The organism is Flavobacterium frigidarium DSM 17623 (genome assembly GCF_000425505.1).
GTDB classification, from domain to species: domain Bacteria; phylum Bacteroidota; class Bacteroidia; order Flavobacteriales; family Flavobacteriaceae; genus Flavobacterium; species Flavobacterium frigidarium.
Map to the genome: position 1 here is coordinate 39,447 of NZ_AUDO01000022.1, position 16,326 is coordinate 55,772.

Genomic DNA, 16,326 nt, shown 5'->3' on the forward strand with positions numbered 1-16,326 from the left:
AGGCTCATAATAAGACCTCACAATACAGCATAATGGAAAACGAAAAAAACAAACAACAGTTCCTTTTTGAACAAATCAATTATAAAATTCTTTTAATTGGGATTGGTGTAATTATTCTTGGATTTATATTAATGTCAGGCGGAGGAAGTGAAGATCCTAATGTTTTTAATGACGACATCTTTAATTTTAGAAGAATTAGATTAGCGCCAACAACCGTATTAATTGGTTTTGGAATCACAATTTATGCTATTTTAAAAAATCCAAAAAAAGCATAAATGAATACTTTACAAGCTATTATCCTTGCTATTATTGAGGGTTTAACAGAGTTCTTACCAATATCTTCAACCGCTCACATGGGTTTCACTGCTTCGCTCTTAGGAATGGAAGAAAGTGATTTTTTAAAAATGTTTCAAGTATCAATACAGTTTGGAGCCATCCTAGCGATTGTTGTATTGTACTGGAAGAAGTTTTTTAATTTCGAAAATTTCAAATTCTATTTTAAACTAGTATATGCTGTCATTCCTGCATTAGTATTAGGATATCTTTTTGATGATAAGATTGAAGCCGTTTTAGGAAATCAAATTGCAATTTCATCTGTTTTAGTTTTAGGTGGAGTTGTGCTTTTATTTGTTGACAACTGGTTTAAAAACCCGACTATATTAGACGAAAAAGACATTTCGATTAAAAAAGCGGTAATCATTGGTTTTTGGCAATGTTTAGCTATGATGCCAGGAACATCTCGTTCAGCTGCCTCAATAATAGGTGGTATGACACAAGGTCTAAACAGAAAATCTGCTGCTGAGTTCTCATTTTTCTTGGCTGTACCAACTATGTTAGCCGTAACAGTTTATTCCATATTTGTAAAAACTTGGGGTAAAGGCACGCTAACAGAAATGAAGGGATACGAAATGATTTTACAAGATCAAAATCACATTTTTCTATTCATAATGGGAAACATTGTTGCTTTTATAGTTGCTTTAATTGCCGTTAAAACATTCATTACATTTTTAACTAAATACGGTTTTAAATTTTGGGGTTGGTATCGAATTATAATTGGAATTGCTCTATTAATCTTTTTTTACAATAAATAATGGAGGAATTAACGACTGATCAATATCTTGAAGGACAAATATTACTAATTGACAAACCACTTACATGGAGCTCTTTCCAGGCGGTTAATAAATTAAAGTATGCCTTGATTAATAAAAAAGGGCTTCCCAAGAAATTTAAAATTGGTCATGCTGGTACGTTAGATCCTCTAGCGACCGGGCTTTTATTAGTTTGCACCGGAAAATTCACAAAGAGAATTTCTGAACTTCAGGGTCAAGCCAAAGAATATACAGGTACTTTTTTTATAGGTGCTACTACTCCATCTTATGACTTAGAAACAGAGGTTGACAAAACTTACCCAACAGAGCATATTGATGAAGCATTAATTCATGAAACGGTAAAGCAATTTCTTGGAGAAATAGACCAAAAGCCACCTATCTTTTCGGCTATTAAAAAAGATGGTGTTCGCCTTTATGAACATGCACGTGCTGGTGAAACGGTTGAAATTGCGACTAGAAAAACAACTATTCACGAATTTGAAATTACCCGTATTGCATTACCTGAAATCGACTTTAGAGTGGTTTGCAGCAAAGGAACTTATATTCGCTCACTAGCATTTGATTTTGGACGCGCCATGCAATCAGGATCGCACCTTACTGCTTTAAGACGAACAAAAATTGGTGATTTTAATGTAGCAAATGCTATCGATGTCACTTTATTTGAAGAACAACTTTCGAAATAAAAAGCAAAAAAAAACATATAAAAGGCACTTGCAAGTAACTTTCATATGTTTTTGATTAATTTAAAGTTAGTCCACTTAAAATTTGCCGTCTGGAACTTCGATAATGGCATACACATTAATAATGTATGGTTCCGTGATTTCCAAATAATAATTTAGAGAAGAAATCATAAAATCTTTCAAATAACTTTTTCATAATAATGATCTTTAAGGTTAGACATTAGTAAAAAAGTAGGTTAAAATATAGATTTGATTTTGATTCTCTAAAGTAAGCAAAATTTTCTACAATAGCACTATTTATTTTTTTACAACAGCTTGCTAATAAGCAAAGTAACTATCGTCATTCTCCTCTGCTTCAATTTCTTTATCAAGATCAATCATCATATCGATAATTTCTAACTGGGTTGTTAATCCTTTGTCTTTTGTATACCATAAATGCAGCGCGGTTTTTGCCTCTTCAGCGATAGCTCCATGCTGCTTTTTGTAATCTGTAATAAGCGTAGACGCTCCTAATGGTCTAGGTCCCCAATGTGCTAGTGCACCACTTGTTTCTTTATTGATAACAATTAATTTCGGGATTGCTTTACCCTTATTAGTTAAAAATTTATTCATCAATACCTCGTGTTCATCGCGCAGAACGATACGCATTTCAATACGGTCTTCAGATGCTTCCACCATTTTATTAAAAACAGGCAGTAACTGAGCTGCATCACCACACCAACCTTCTGATATTACCAACCAAATATAATTTCCTTTGAGTTCTTTTATCTTTGCATCAATCTCTTCGGGTACTACTAGCGTTTTATCCAAACGATTCATTCGATTCTCATTCAAGCTACTATAATGCGTCAACTCTGTAGACTGCATCATTCCTGTAGATTTTTCATCACGCAATAAATCAGAGACTAATTTTCTATATTCCGCATAGGAGCGGCTGCTGAATAATGCTTTTGCAATTGTAATTTCCATGATTTGGTTTTATTTGAAAGTAAAGTTAATTAAATAGTTGTTTAATCAGTGAGAATATTACTTACTCATAATCAAAAAGCGTAATTTTATAACTTTCAAATTACATAGGAATGAATTTAGACACAAAATCAATTGGGCTAGTCTTATCTGGCGGCGGTACCAAAGGATTAGCACATGCAGGTGCGATGAAATATTTAGAAGAAGTAAATATTATTCCAAGTAGAATTGCGGGTACAAGCTCAGGTTCAATTGTTGGTGCATTATACGCTTGGGGAAAAACACCTGAAGAAATTCTAGATTTTTTTAAATCAATTTATTTATTTCATTGGAGGCATTTCACTTTTAGAAAAGCCGGTATTATTGATTCTGAATCTTTCAAAATACATTTTGAATCTATTTTTGGAGATGCGCAATTGAGCGATTTAAAAATCCCGATGCAAATTACAGCCACTGATATGGTGCGCGGAAGATTAAAAATATTCGAACCAGAAACAAAAATTATTGATGCCATTTTAGCGTCGTCTGCATTTCCGGGTATTATTTCTCCTTTTGAAATTGATGGCGAACCTTTTAGTGATGGTGGTATTCTAAATCATTTTCCCACGGATGTTTTGCAAGGTCAATGCGAAACGATAATAGGTATTTATGTGAGTCCTATTCAAAAGATAGAAGCAAAAGATCTCAATTCGATTAGATCTGTTACTACACGTGCCTTTGATATTCTTTCAGCAAATTCTGATTTACAAAAATTCAATATTTGTGATTGGGTAATCGAACCCAAAGAACTGACGAAGTTCAGCACATTTGAAATGAATAAACTTAAAATGGAAACAATTTTTCAAATAGGATACAACTCTGCCAAAGAATCTTATGAGAAACTTAATTTATAAAATTTGAAAGACACTATTTCAAAAAAAAAGAATATGACTATATTTGCACAAATCAACTCAACATACACATGAAATATAAAAGAATTCTTCTAAAATTAAGTGGCGAGGCTTTAATGGGCGACAGACAATACGGAATTGACCCCGTGAGATTAGCTGAATATGCCGAAGAAATCAAACAGATTCACGATAAAGGAATAGAAATCGCAATTGTTATAGGTGGTGGAAATATTTTTAGAGGTGTTGCAGGTGCCAGCAATGGTATGGATAGAGTACAAGGTGACTACATGGGAATGCTAGCAACCATTATTAACGGTATGGCTTTACAAGGCGCACTTGAAGATAAAGGAATGCTAACTCGTTTGCAAACTGCTTTAAAAATTGAAGCAATTGCTGAACCATATATTAAAAGAAGAGCTGTTCGTCACCTTGAAAAAGGAAGAATTGTAATTTTTGGTGCAGGTACAGGAAACCCTTATTTTACAACAGATACTGCAGCGGTTTTACGTGGAGTAGAAATCAATGCTGATGTGATCTTAAAAGGAACGAGAGTAGATGGTGTGTATGATTCAGATCCTGAGAAAAATGCAGCAGCACTTAAATTTGATACCATTTCGTTTGAAGACGTTCTTAAAAAAGGATTAAATGTAATGGATACCACCGCATTTACATTGAGTCAAGAAAATAAACTTCCTATCGTTATATTTGACATGAACAAGAGAGGAAATCTTGTAAAAATATGTGAAGGTGACAATATAGGAACTGTAGTAAACATATAACGCTACTGCAAAAGCAGAAATTAAAAAGAGACAAAAATGACTGAAGAAATTGAATTTATATTAGACAGTACTAAAGAATCTATGACAGGTTCTATTGCTCACTTAGAAAAAGAATTTACAAACATTCGTGCTGGAAAAGCATCTCCTGCCATGTTAGGAAGCGTGTTTGTTGATTATTACGGATCGTCTACTCCATTATCTCAAGTAGCAAAAATTAGTGTTCCTGATGCTAGAACAATTACATTACAACCGTTTGAAAAAAACATGTTGCAAACAATTGAGAAAGCAATTATGGTGGCAAATATTGGTTTTAACCCTATGAATAACGGGGATTTAATTATCATCAGCGTTCCGCCATTGACAGAAGATAGAAGACGTGACTTAGCAAAACAAGCTAAAGTAGAGTCTGAAGATGCAAAAATTGGTATTAGAAACGCACGTAAAGATGCCAATACTGAAATCAAAAAATTAGAGAAAGACGGAACATCAGAAGACATTTGTAAAAGTGCTGAAGAAGAAGTTCAAAATCTAACCAATAGTTTCATTAAAAAAGCCGAAGAACTACTTGTAGTGAAAGAGGCTGAAATTATGAAAGTATAAGTATTACATACTATCAAACATAAAAATCCGTTCTGCTTATCTATAACAGAACGGATTTTTTATTATTATTTTTGCAGCACAAAATGTGGGTACTACTCCTTTGAAATAAAACGCTATATGAAGCAGTTGTGTGTATTGTTCTTTTTTTTAACGCTTTCGCTACAAGCGCAATTTCACATTAGTGGAACCGTTAGAGAATCGCTCACTAACAAGCCCCTTTCCTACGCAAGCATCAGTACACCGGAAGGAATTAACTCTGTTACTGATGTAGACGGAAGATTTGACATCGCATCAAAAACTGCTATATCTGCATTAAATTTTTCCTATTTAGGGTATTATAAAAATACTGTTAAGCTTGTAAAAAATATCAATCATTACGCTATCTTCTTGTTTCCAAAAGAAGATAATGCAAAGTACGTTTTGGCTCCTAATGTTAATCCTGCCTTAGCAATTATCAACAAAGCGATTGCTAATAAATACAAGAACAATCCACAAGAGAAACTCAAATCATTTGAATTTAAATCGTATAACAAACTCATCGTTAGCGCCCCTGCCGACTCAATTTCTAGCAGTATTGATTCTGTTTTTGTCGAAAGGAACAGCGGTAGAAAATTCAAAAAGGTAGATTCGTCAAGCTACAAGATTAAGGAAATGGTAAGCAAACACCATTTATTTCAAACAGAAAAAGTTTCGCAATTCCAATACAACAATAAAGCGTTGAAGGAATCTATTTTAGGCACAAAAATGGCGGGATTTAAGCGACCTATTTATGAAGTACTAGCTTTTAACTTACAGTCGTTTTCTATTTATGATAGGAACTACGAATTATTCGAAACAAAATATAAAAGCCCAATTGCTGATAATGCACTTATAGATTACAACTATAAAATTCTAGACACTGTTGCTATTAACGGTCGAAAATCTTTTATGATTTATTTTAAAAACAAGAAAGAAAGCAGAGCCAAAGGTCTGGAAGGTGTCATATATATTGACCAACAAAATTACGCTATAGCGAAAGCAGTAATGCATATAAAAGGCGTATTAGATATAAGCGGAACGCACGAATTTGAATACATTGAAGCCGAAAATATTTGGTTCCCTAGTAGCAAAACATTTAAAATTGTAAAGGGTAAAAATGATGATGATATAAAAATATTAGGTGGAACGATACAATTTGATGGTGATGTCGAGGAGAATTTTAAACCTAGAAAAAGAACCGCATCTGACTATACTTATCTCTATTCTGAGAGCACCAATTTTGATGTAAAATATAACACACCTACTCAGTTTGACCATGAATTTATAGCCGTAGATTTAAAAGAAGAGGCGATTCATAAACCGGAATCTTTCTGGCAACAATACCGCAAAGACAGTCTTGATATTAGAAGTCAAAAAACATACTTAGCGCTAGACAGCATTGCAATTAAACGAAATATCGCGAGTCGTTTGCGCTTTGGGCGAAAAGTAATCAACGGGTACTTGCCGCTTGGTTTTTTTGATATGGATTTAAGAAAACTTTTTAGCTACAACAACTACGAAGGGTTCCGCTTAGGATTTGGTGGGGTTACAAACGAACGCTTTTTAAGAGATTTTAGAATTAGCGGTCACGTTGCCTATGGAACAAAAGATAACGACTTTAAATACAATATAGGAGCTGCTGCACAGGTAGACAGAACGTCTAATTCCTGGCTGGGATTTGCTTATACTGATGATGTAAAAGAGATTGCAAGTACTTCTTACGCAGTAGAAAAAAAGCCTTTTAAATTATATGATCCAAGACCTATAAATATCAGTACTTTTTATAATTATGTGAGTTGGAAAGCATATTTAGAAACAAAAGTAATTCCAAAAACAGAGGCAATTTTGACTTTAGACCAATCGTTAATCGAACCAAAATTCAACTATCAATATATTTTGAATGGTCAAAATTATTCACAATACCACATGACCACAGCAATGATTTCATTACAGTGGAGTCCGTTTAGTGATTACATGCAAACACCGGATGGCCGAATAGAATCTGAGAAAAGATATCCTAAATTTACTTTTCAATTTACAAAATCGTTGACTGACGCACTTGATAATGACTTTAACTTTAGCAAAATTGAATTTAAGACAGAGTATGAAAAGAAGTACTTAAATGGGCAAAAAACAAATTTATTATTTGAGGGAGGCTATGCCAATGGAGATATTCCGTTGACACATTTATACAATACTTCGCCTAATAACATTACAAAAGAAAGCGTAATCCAACGCATTACATTCGCTTCAAAAAACAGTTTTGAAACCATGTATTTCAATGAATTCTTTTCAAGCGAATTTGTATATTTTCAGTTTAAACACAGCTTTAACCGTGTGAAGATTCTTCGAAAAGTAAAACCAGCTCTAGTATTAGTTTCAAGAATGGGATGGGGAGATCTACAAAAACCAGAACAGCATTCAGGAATTAATTACAAAACACTAAACGACGGTTACTTTGAATCAGGAATTGAATTAAACCAAATATTCAATGGATTGGGACTTACCGCTTTTTATCGCTATGGCCCCAATCAATTGCCTAAATTTGAAGACAACTTAGCCATCAAATTGAGTTTTGTTTTAAAACTTGGTTTGTAATATTACGGTTTGATAATCAATACTGATGGTACTTTTATCAACCAGTCAGCATCTGAATCTAGTAACGACTTCCAACTTTCTAAACTTATAAGCATTAAATCTTGTTGCTCAAGGAAAGCGATAGCCACTTCTTTTCCTAATAGTACGGCAATGTTATCTGCATGTTGGGCTTCAAGTGAAGCAACAGCACTTTGTAATACAAAATTATTTTGAACGTGATTGTTGATATCTAAAATCACTATTTTAGAATTGTTGTTATTGATTAATTTTTGAGCATAATCAATTAAAAACGCATCTTCTGATTTGAATATTGGAATGAAAACATAATCGTTATTTTGGAAATCATTGTCAATTAAAATTCCTAAAGGCAGTTTTGTTTTGGCTACGATTTGCCTTGTTCTTTCGTCAAAAGGCGAATTCTCAAACAAACCCTCTTTTCCTGTAAATTTATCAATTAAACGGTCAGGATTAATTATTCGAGTAGTGAAACCAATTAACTTTCCTAAAATTGTTCCTTGAAAAATCGACTTACCTAACCCAACAAGTAATAAATCATATTCGCCTTGATTAGCAACGTCTGCAATTTCTGTCTCTATGTCATTTGTTACTTTAAAAATAGTATCGATTTTGACATTTAATTGTTGGGACTCTTTGAATATTGGTTCGAAGCTGTCTTTCTCCTCTTCCCTAGCATTAAAGGCGTGCAACTCATCACTTACAGAAAGATGCAATGCCGTAATACTAGAACTTGCTTTTTGTTTTTTGGTCAAGCTATTAGCTAAACGCAACAGAGCTTTACCCTTTTCATTATTACCAAAAGAAACTAAAATACGGTATTTGTTATCCTGAATTTCTTCAACTTCTTCGGCCTCACTTTTACTTTTAAATAGGTAATCGATTAAGTCTAAAGCTGGACCTGTCATAAAAGTAGTCACTAAAGCCATGATCACCATCATTGTAAAAACTTCAGGCGTTAAAACCTTTAGTTCTAAACCAATGTTTAACACAATCAACTCCATTAAACCTCTTGTATTCATCAAAGCTCCTATAGTCAAACTATCCTTCCAGTTTTGACCTACAAAACGTGCAGCAATAGCACTTCCCAAAAATTTACCCACTACAGCAACAAGGATAATTGCTCCGGTGACTTTCATTAAGTAACTGTCGTTTATCAAACCTACTTCTGTTTTCAAACCCGTGAAAACGAAGAACAATGGTAGTAATAAAATAACGGCAACGTCTTCCACTTTTTCGATAAAAATCATTCTGAATTTAGTTACATCAGGCATGATTGCTCCCATCATGAAAGCCCCAAAAAGTGCGTGAATTCCAATTACTTCTGTAGCATAAGAAGATAGGATTAAAAACAGAAAGAATATCGCCATTACTGGTTTACCTATGCTGTCTTTTGATCCATACAAATCTCCAATTCTTTTTAAAAACGGTTTGACAATAAAAATCATCGCCAATACGTAGACTACTGCTAAGGAAATCACATAGAGCGAACCCACAAAATCTCCTGCTTTTACAATGGCAATAACTACAGCTAGTAAACACCATGCCGTGATATCATCTGCGGCAGCGCAGGTAATAACAATTGCCCCAAGTTTTGTTTTATGAATACCTCGCTCTTGTACGATGCGCGCTAGAACAGGAAAAGCAGTGATACTCATCGCAATCCCCATAAACAAACTAAAAGACAAAAACTCTACGCCTGCAGGTGCAAATTTATTGTATACAAAATAAGAAAGTCCGATTCCTAAGGCAAACGGAAACACAATGCTGGCGTGGCTAATCACAACCGCTTCGCTAGCTTTATTTTTAAGCACTTTGATATCTAATTCCATCCCAATAACAAACATGAAAAGAATCAAACCTATTTGGCTCAAGAACTTTAAGTTACCTAAAGATTCTACCGGGAATAATGCTGCTGAAAACTCAGGAAAGTACATTCCTACCAAGGATGGTCCTAGAACAATACCTGCAATGATTTCTCCAATAACTGTGGGCTGCCCAATTTTTTTAAAAATCCATCCAAACAAACGAGCAACCAAAATAATGGTAACTATTTGAGCCAATAATATTGCTAAGGGATCTTTAAAATTATGCTGCATTGAATCGATAAAGTCATACCAAGAGTTTTGACTTGAAGTAGAAACTGCCAACTCATTGACATTTTCTAATGCCTTCCCCTTTTTTACAATCCAGTAAATAAGAGCGCTAAATCCTCCTGTTACTCCAAGGTAGAACAAGCTGTTTTTATATTTTTTTAAATCCATTTTATGCAAAGATCTAGGTTACAAAAATCACACAAAGATGTAAAATTCTACAATACGTTTTACACGCTCAATAATTATTTTTAATCGCCTGAAAACTACCTTAAAAAAGGGCTATTACACAAAGCTGTCATCATAAAAAAAACAGTATATATCAAGGCTTTTGCACTTGTAATTACTACATTTGCATCCATTTTTAAACATTTATGAAAAAGAGATTGAAAGTAGGATTCTGGGAGTTTATCGCCCGAATTGTACTTAAAAATAGACTAGCGATACTTTGTGTAATATTAATAATTACTATTTTCTTAGGTCTTCAATGGAAAAATATACAGTTTTCTTTTACTGAGGCAAACTTACTTCCTGACGACAACAATGTCAATAAAGAATACAATGCGTTTTTAGACAAATTTGGAGAGGAAGGGAACCTCATCGTTGTAGGTGTTAAAGACGATGCTTTTTTTACTCCTAAATCATTTGCTGCTTGGAACAAATTAATGTCCGAGATTAAGGCGCAAAAAGAAGTCGATCTTGTGGTTTCTATCAACGACTTGAAGCAGTTGAAAAAAAATGATTCATTACAAACCTTCGAATTAGTTCCCTTTGTCGATGTTCAAAAAACTACCGATAAAAATTATCTTCAAAGCATAAAAAAAGACCTTTTCCAGAACATGCCTTTTTATGAAGGTTTGCTTTTTAACAAAAAAAACGGAAGCATACGATCTGCAATTTATCTTGATAAAAAGATTGTGAACACTGCGCATCGTAAGGATTACATTGTGAGTGATTTTATCCCTAAAATTGAAGCATTCGAAAAAGAAACTGGAATCGACTTAAGAGTTTCTGGAATGCCATACATTCGTACTTTGAACGCAATGAGTATCTTGAACGAAATTAGCTTATTTATTGGGGCTTCGCTGTTATTGACTTCGCTAATATTCTTTTTCTTCTTTAGATCTTTTAGAGCGACTTTGATTGCTATTTTAATTGTAATCATTGGAGTAATGTGGACCTTCGGATTATTAGGTTTATTCCACTATCAAATTACTGTATTAACAGCGCTAGTTCCTACACTAGTTATTGTTATAGGAATTCCCAACTGCATTTTCTTAACTAATAAATACCAGCAAGAATATAGTGCGCATGGAAATAAGGCCAAAGCTTTACAACGTGTAATTACAAAGGTAGGGACAGCTACTTTAATGACTAATTTAACTACTGCTGCAGGTTTTGCTACTTTCATTATTACTAGCAGTGAATTACTGAAAGAGTTTGGAATTATCTCCTCTTTAAGTATTATTTCGTTATTCTTTTTATGCTTAATTGTAATCCCAATTTATTACAGTTACCAGCCTGTTCCAAAAGCAAAACATTTAGAACACCTCAATAGAAATTACACCCGTGTTTTTATAACTTGGATCGAAAAAACAGTAAAACACAACAGACGTTATGTGTATATCGTGGCTATATTTTTATTTTTAGTAAGCATCCTGGGAGCATTAAAAATAAAAACTTCAGGAAGCTTAATTGAAGACATGCCTAAAAACACTAGTTTTTATAAAGACATTGTTTTTTTCGAAAATGAATTTGAGGGCATCATGCCTCTCGAAATTACGGTTGACACCAAAAGAAAAAAAGGAGTAATGAAATTATCTACTTTGAGAAAAATGGACGAATTTCAAGAAACGATCGAAGAAATTCCTGAGCTATCAAAACCAATTTCGATTTTGAATTTGGTTAAATATTCGAAGCAAGCATATTACAATGGGAATCCTAATTATTATGAATTACCAACCTCTCAAGAGCAAAGTTTCATTTTAAGTTATGCTAAAAATGCAAGTAAGAACAGCAAGAACAATATCATGAAAAGTTATGTGGATAGCACGGGGCAAGTAGCTCGCATCACAACTTTCATGCGTGATATTGGGACTGGAAACATGGCTAAAATTGAAGATAAATTATGGGAGAAAGCTAATAAAGTTTTCCCTAAAGATCGCTACGATGTCGTCATGACGGGTAAAGCACTGGTGTTTGAAAAAGGTACACAATACTTGCTTGATAACTTGGTGAGTTCATTATTATTCGCAGTCTTATTGATTTCGCTTTTAATGGTTTTTATGTTTCGCTCTTTCAAAATGGTGGTCGTTTCACTGATACCTAATTTACTTCCGTTGATGATTACCGCAGGTTTAATGGGATACTTTGGGATACCTTTAAAACCTTCGACTATATTGGTTTTCAGTATTGCCTTTGGTTTATCTGTAGATGATACCATTCACTTTTTGGCACAATACCGTCAAGAGCTAGCTCACAATAATTGGAAAATTAAAAAATCGGTTTTTGCTACGATTAGAGAATCGGGTATTAGTATGTTTTACACCTCGGTAGTCTTGTTTGCAGGATTTTCTGTATTCATGTTGTCTGATTTTGGAGGAACGGTGGCACTAGGCGGTTTAATCGCAATTACGCTAGCATTCGGAATGTTATCAAACTTAATGTTGCTGCCTTGTTTAGTCTTAACATTAAACAAATCACTGGCTAATAAGCAAGAATTTATCGAACCAAAAATTGATATTCTACAACACAATAAAGAGGAAGATGATTTAACGAAACCACTTTAATTTGATTAATCAAAATACAATTTAAATACAAAATCCCGTTAGTAAATGACGGGATTTTTTTTGAGCTCTTTTTGCATAGTCTACATAAAGCCGTATATTTGGATCAATCGCTTTTTTGAGGATAAAAACAGCTTATTCAGGCTGTTTTTTTGATTTTAAAATGTAGAATTGTGGAGTTTAGCCACCACTATAAAAAACAAGGCGTATTCGAAAAGCCAAATGAGTAGAAAATTAAATAAATTTAAATGAAGGAACAAGTTGTAGTTGTAGACGATTACTTAAATAGAATAATCAATTTCGGAATCGAATACGCCCCTAAATTATTAGGAGGAATAGTAGTCTTATTTGTCGGTTTATGGGTGATTAAATTTATCACTAAGACTGTGGGCAAATCATTAGCAAAATCATCTATTGATTCCTCGCTAATTCCTTTCTTGAAAAGCATAACAAATATCGTTCTTAAAGCTTTGTTAGCGATAACCGTGATGGGAATGATTGGAATCGAAATGACATCGTTTGTAGCAATTATTGGAGCTGCAGGTTTGGCTGTAGGTTTAGCCCTTTCAGGAACGCTTCAAAATTTTGCTGGAGGTGTCGTGATTTTAATATTAAAGCCTTTTAAAATTGGGGATTTTATTGAAGCACAAGGATTTTCCGGAACCGTAAAAGAAATAAATATTTTCTCGACCTATTTAAATACTCCCGATAAAAAATTAGTAATCATCCCTAACGGTCCTTTATCTACAGGTGCCTTAATTAATTATTCTGCTGAGCCACTACGTAGAGTAGATTGGACATTCGGAATTGCTTATGGAGATGATGTCGAAAGTTTTAAAACTGCAATAAACCAATTTATCTCTGAAGATACTCGAATTTTAAAAGATCCTGCCCCTTTCTTAGGTCTATCTGAATTAGCAGATAGTTCAGTAAATTTTGCTGTAAAAGGATGGGTAGACAGTCCTGATTATTGGGCTGTATTCTTTGAAATGAACGAAAAAGTATATACACGATTCCCAGATTATAACTTGAATATTCCGTTTCCACAAATGGATGTTCATGTTCAAAAGCAGTAGACACACAATAATACAGATAAATTAAATTTTGTTACTTATTTTATAAATGTAAAAAGAGGCTATTTAGAAAAAATTCTAAATAGCCTCTTTTTTATTCTAATGTTAACTATACCATTTATTTAGCACAACTGCTTTTGTAATCCTCTACTACTTTTGTTAATCCTTCAAGAGTTTTAAAATCATAATTTTCGAAAACAAATGAATCACATTCTAAATATGAAGTAGCATTCTTTTTTAATTTATCTGCACTAGATTTGTTAGTATACAACCCTTTCTCTTGTGAAGGTATTTTGATAACAAAATCTGAAGGTTCTAGCGGATCAACTAAGACCATATAACCCTCATTTTCATATAAAACTTTATAAAAGCTAGAGAAATCTAAACTTAGTGAATTAAGACTCCCAGCGGCTGCCATAGTATTTCCAATCGTTTTTAATCCTAAATAACAGTCCTCTTTACCTGCATTATCAATGCAAAAACGGATGTTATTTTTAGACTTAAAGACCTCAAGTTTGCTACGTCCTTTTGCATTGGTGTATTTTAAAATTACAGTTTTACCATACGCAGTCATGTCCGCAATTCCGCTAGATGATTCTGCTTTTATCCCTTCAAATTCAGCTGTTATTGGCCCTTCCCTTTTCTCACCTTTTTCATCAATAACATAACCGTTTTGCTCGTAGATGTTTTTAGATGCATTTTTTTCATCGGTAACTTTATTTTCATAGGCAACGACTCTCTCTGCTTTCATTTCCTCAATCTTCGCAGCTGCTTGATGCTGTAAAACATAACCATTAGTTACTAGTGCTTTTACAATATTAATTGGCGTCTTGTCTTTGCTCATTTTATACCCTATTGAGTTCCCGCTCTTATCAAACTTTGCAGGTAGAATTTTTTTATCAAAGGTTAGTACTTCTTCATTAAAAGTTTGATTATAACCTGGCTGGCTCCCATTTTTTGCATACCAAACTGCAACCAAAAAATTATCTAAATCTCTAATTTCATAGGCTAATTCTCCATTAGTTGATGGTGAAACCATTTTTACATAACCTATTCTTTTATCTTTAGGATCAGCATTTTTAGCAATTAAACTATAGATCGTTCCTGCATCGTCGATATTTACTTGAAAACTATCCAAGTATGCTTTTTCTTTAGCAATTTCGCCCTGCTCATCCATGATTTTTTTAGAAACGCCTGTAGATTCTCCATTAATATAAGTTTCTATTGCTGCAGAATCCAAACCCGCTACTGTTAGAAAATTTTGATCTAAAAAAGCTTGAACGGCACTTTTCTCCTGATTTTGAGGACTAAATTTCTTGTAATCTACTTCATTTGTTTTGCCCGTTACTACACTCTTTACAACCATCCATCTCTTACCAAAACCAGAATCTGCTAGATATTTCAACTCAACATCTACTGTATAGCTCTTATCAAGATTTGAAATTTTAAATAACGGTTTCTTACCCTCAATTAACGCCACCGTTTTGTCGTCAAGTTTAATTTCGCCATCCTCTACTTTAAGTTTTTGTGCAAAAGCACCTAAACTAATTAATACAGCTACAGCTGCAAAAATCGCTTTTCTCATTTTTTTATTTTTTGAATTGATTATACTAATTTAACTTATTTATAAAAATAATTAAGAGCTATAAATGATTCTATAATAGCTTCACGATAATAACAAGTTACCAATTAAAATTACCATTCAAAGAAAAGCTATTATTTCAAATAATAAGTTTTTAACTACGATATTTCTCTATTAAACTCACTTTTCTCAGCGCCACCTTTAAAGTATGACTATCAGAAAGTACTTTCACAATAATTCCTTCCCTATTAATAATATAATGAGTGGGGAATACATTGAGCTGTAGTGTCAAATTCATGTAGGCTTTCATGCTAGCAACAATGTCTGTTCAATCTTTGTAGTTACCTACTAATTGATTGACCTCTGGGAATTTTTTAAGGCAGGCTGCTTTAGTAGTGGAGTTTGATTTTGTATCTAAGGCCACAAAATCAGTCGAAAGCATGATGTGTAATTTTTGATAGTTGTTCCAATAAAAATAGTTTTTTGAACTACGAACAGATTCACAGCCGGTTTCCAAAATTTAGTTTGCGCAATGTAAGAGCCAAAAGCAAGTAAAAAAGTAAACGCATACAACTGCTTTTTAATGGCCATTACCTATTGAGAACCTAGGTTATATTTAAGACCTAGGTTTGTTAAGTCCGCGATCATAGAGTACAATACTTCCTGCTACAGAAACATTCAAACTTTTCTCTGATTTGAATTTTACCAAATAATGGCATTTTTCGATTGCTTTTTTTGAGAGCCCGTTATCTTCGGCACCTAAAAGATAAACACAACGACGTGGATGTTCGAAGGTTTCTAAATCTACTGCACTATCATCAAGTTCCACCCCAACTAAGCGCGCACCTTTGGGCAAATTTTTATAGAAATCTTCAAAGGTTTCGTAATGAAAATACGGAATTGATTTTACTGCATTATGAGTATCACTAGACTGCTTTGCATAGCGGTTCCCAATCGTAAAAATATAGCTGGCGCCCAAGTTTTGAGCCGTGCGCCATAAAACGCCTAAATTTTCAGGGGTTTTCCCATTTTGTATGCCTATCCCGAAATACTCGGTTATAAAATTGTCATTCATCTGGCAAAAATACAAACTGTGATGTTGTTTGTCAAATTTATTAGTTTGAATTGTTTTGCCTA

General features: G+C 33.6%; 14 protein-coding genes. 9 read left to right on the top strand and 5 right to left on the bottom strand.

The window, feature by feature from the left end; all coding sequences use genetic code 11:
* Positions 1-32 precede the first annotated feature (32 nt).
* The 3 genes from H603_RS0112115 to truB are packed head-to-tail and all read left to right on the top strand — an operon-like array spanning position 33 to position 1,792.
* Positions 33-275: a DUF3098 domain-containing protein gene (locus tag H603_RS0112115; protein ID WP_026708861.1), complete on the top strand. Its 243-nt coding sequence runs from the start codon at positions 33-35 to the stop codon at positions 273-275.
* The gene (locus tag H603_RS0112120; protein WP_026708862.1) at positions 276-1,091 is read left to right on the top strand and encodes an undecaprenyl-diphosphate phosphatase; all 816 of its coding nucleotides are present in this window, start codon (positions 276-278) and stop codon (positions 1,089-1,091) included.
* On the top strand, positions 1,091-1,792 hold the full coding sequence (gene truB / locus H603_RS0112125) for a tRNA pseudouridine(55) synthase TruB (RefSeq protein WP_035675969.1): 702 nt from the start codon (positions 1,091-1,093) through the stop codon (positions 1,790-1,792). Before H603_RS0112120 ends, truB begins: the two co-directional genes overlap by 1 nt.
* Positions 1,793-2,107: 315 nt before the next feature.
* On the opposite strand, the gene H603_RS16775 is transcribed toward truB, so the two are convergent.
* Entirely contained in the window at positions 2,108-2,758 is a 651-nt protein-coding gene (locus H603_RS16775) for a thioredoxin family protein (RefSeq protein ID WP_051219297.1), read from the bottom strand.
* Positions 2,759-2,868: 110 nt separating this feature from the next.
* On the opposite strand from H603_RS16775, the gene H603_RS0112135 reads away from it, so the two are divergent.
* The 4 genes from H603_RS0112135 to H603_RS0112150 all read left to right on the top strand — a co-directional run bounded on the left by H603_RS0112135 (position 2,869) and on the right by H603_RS0112150 (position 7,640).
* Positions 2,869-3,648: a patatin-like phospholipase family protein gene (locus tag H603_RS0112135; RefSeq protein WP_026708864.1), complete on the top strand. Its 780-nt coding sequence runs from the start codon at positions 2,869-2,871 to the stop codon at positions 3,646-3,648.
* 68 nt (positions 3,649-3,716) lie between these two features.
* Positions 3,717-4,424, top strand: a complete 708-nt coding sequence (gene pyrH, locus H603_RS0112140) for a UMP kinase (protein WP_026708865.1) — start codon at positions 3,717-3,719, stop codon at positions 4,422-4,424.
* Between the two features lie 36 nt (positions 4,425-4,460).
* Positions 4,461-5,024: a ribosome recycling factor gene (frr, locus tag H603_RS0112145; RefSeq protein ID WP_026708866.1), complete on the top strand. Its 564-nt coding sequence runs from the start codon at positions 4,461-4,463 to the stop codon at positions 5,022-5,024.
* Between the two features lie 117 nt (positions 5,025-5,141).
* Positions 5,142-7,640, top strand: coding sequence for a DUF5686 family protein (locus tag H603_RS0112150; protein ID WP_026708867.1), 2,499 nt, complete (start codon positions 5,142-5,144; stop codon positions 7,638-7,640).
* 2 nt (positions 7,641-7,642) lie between these two features.
* Here the strand turns inward: H603_RS0112150 and H603_RS0112155 are convergent, their stop codons facing one another.
* Complete coding sequence (locus tag H603_RS0112155) at positions 7,643-9,919, bottom strand: cation:proton antiporter domain-containing protein (RefSeq protein WP_026708868.1); 2,277 nt, start codon at positions 9,917-9,919, stop codon at positions 7,643-7,645.
* Between the two features lie 203 nt (positions 9,920-10,122).
* On the opposite strand from H603_RS0112155, the gene H603_RS0112160 reads away from it, so the two are divergent.
* Positions 10,123-12,537, top strand: coding sequence for an efflux RND transporter permease subunit (locus tag H603_RS0112160; RefSeq protein ID WP_026708869.1), 2,415 nt, complete (start codon positions 10,123-10,125; stop codon positions 12,535-12,537).
* A gap of 245 nt (positions 12,538-12,782) precedes the next feature.
* Positions 12,783-13,610 carry a mechanosensitive ion channel family protein gene (locus tag H603_RS0112165; RefSeq protein ID WP_026708870.1) on the top strand — a complete coding sequence of 276 codons (828 nt, stop codon included), beginning with the start codon at positions 12,783-12,785 and terminating at the stop codon, positions 13,608-13,610.
* A gap of 115 nt (positions 13,611-13,725) precedes the next feature.
* On the opposite strand, the gene H603_RS0112170 is transcribed toward H603_RS0112165, so the two are convergent.
* From H603_RS0112170 to H603_RS0112180, 3 genes are all read right to left on the bottom strand, one after another.
* Positions 13,726-15,192 (bottom strand): hypothetical protein, encoded by a 1,467-nt coding sequence (locus H603_RS0112170; protein WP_026708871.1) that lies wholly within the window; start codon positions 15,190-15,192, stop codon positions 13,726-13,728.
* 325 nt (positions 15,193-15,517) lie between these two features.
* Positions 15,518-15,706 (bottom strand): hypothetical protein, encoded by a 189-nt coding sequence (locus H603_RS0112175; RefSeq protein WP_026708872.1) that lies wholly within the window; start codon positions 15,704-15,706, stop codon positions 15,518-15,520.
* A gap of 99 nt (positions 15,707-15,805) precedes the next feature.
* Entirely contained in the window at positions 15,806-16,264 is a 459-nt protein-coding gene (locus H603_RS0112180) for an RNA methyltransferase (RefSeq protein WP_026708873.1), read from the bottom strand.
* Positions 16,265-16,326 lie beyond the last annotated feature (62 nt).

Bases quoted from the DNA above. Each gene is read 5' to 3' on its own strand.
- H603_RS0112115 (WP_026708861.1), top strand. From the start codon at position 33: ATGGAAAACGAAAAAAACAAACAACAGTTCCTTTTTGAACAAATCAAT.
- H603_RS0112120 (WP_026708862.1), top strand. From the start codon at position 276: ATGAATACTTTACAAGCTATTATCCTTGCTATTATTGAGGGTTTAACA.
- truB (WP_035675969.1), top strand. From the start codon at position 1,091: ATGGAGGAATTAACGACTGATCAATATCTTGAAGGACAAATATTACTA.
- H603_RS16775 (WP_051219297.1), bottom strand. From the start codon at position 2,758: ATGGAAATTACAATTGCAAAAGCATTATTCAGCAGCCGCTCCTATGCG.
- H603_RS0112135 (WP_026708864.1), top strand. From the start codon at position 2,869: ATGAATTTAGACACAAAATCAATTGGGCTAGTCTTATCTGGCGGCGGT.
- pyrH (WP_026708865.1), top strand. From the start codon at position 3,717: ATGAAATATAAAAGAATTCTTCTAAAATTAAGTGGCGAGGCTTTAATG.
- frr (WP_026708866.1), top strand. From the start codon at position 4,461: ATGACTGAAGAAATTGAATTTATATTAGACAGTACTAAAGAATCTATG.
- H603_RS0112150 (WP_026708867.1), top strand. From the start codon at position 5,142: ATGAAGCAGTTGTGTGTATTGTTCTTTTTTTTAACGCTTTCGCTACAA.
- H603_RS0112155 (WP_026708868.1), bottom strand. From the start codon at position 9,919: ATGGATTTAAAAAAATATAAAAACAGCTTGTTCTACCTTGGAGTAACA.
- H603_RS0112160 (WP_026708869.1), top strand. From the start codon at position 10,123: ATGAAAAAGAGATTGAAAGTAGGATTCTGGGAGTTTATCGCCCGAATT.
- H603_RS0112165 (WP_026708870.1), top strand. From the start codon at position 12,783: ATGAAGGAACAAGTTGTAGTTGTAGACGATTACTTAAATAGAATAATC.
- H603_RS0112170 (WP_026708871.1), bottom strand. From the start codon at position 15,192: ATGAGAAAAGCGATTTTTGCAGCTGTAGCTGTATTAATTAGTTTAGGT.
- H603_RS0112180 (WP_026708873.1), bottom strand. From the start codon at position 16,264: ATGAATGACAATTTTATAACCGAGTATTTCGGGATAGGCATACAAAAT.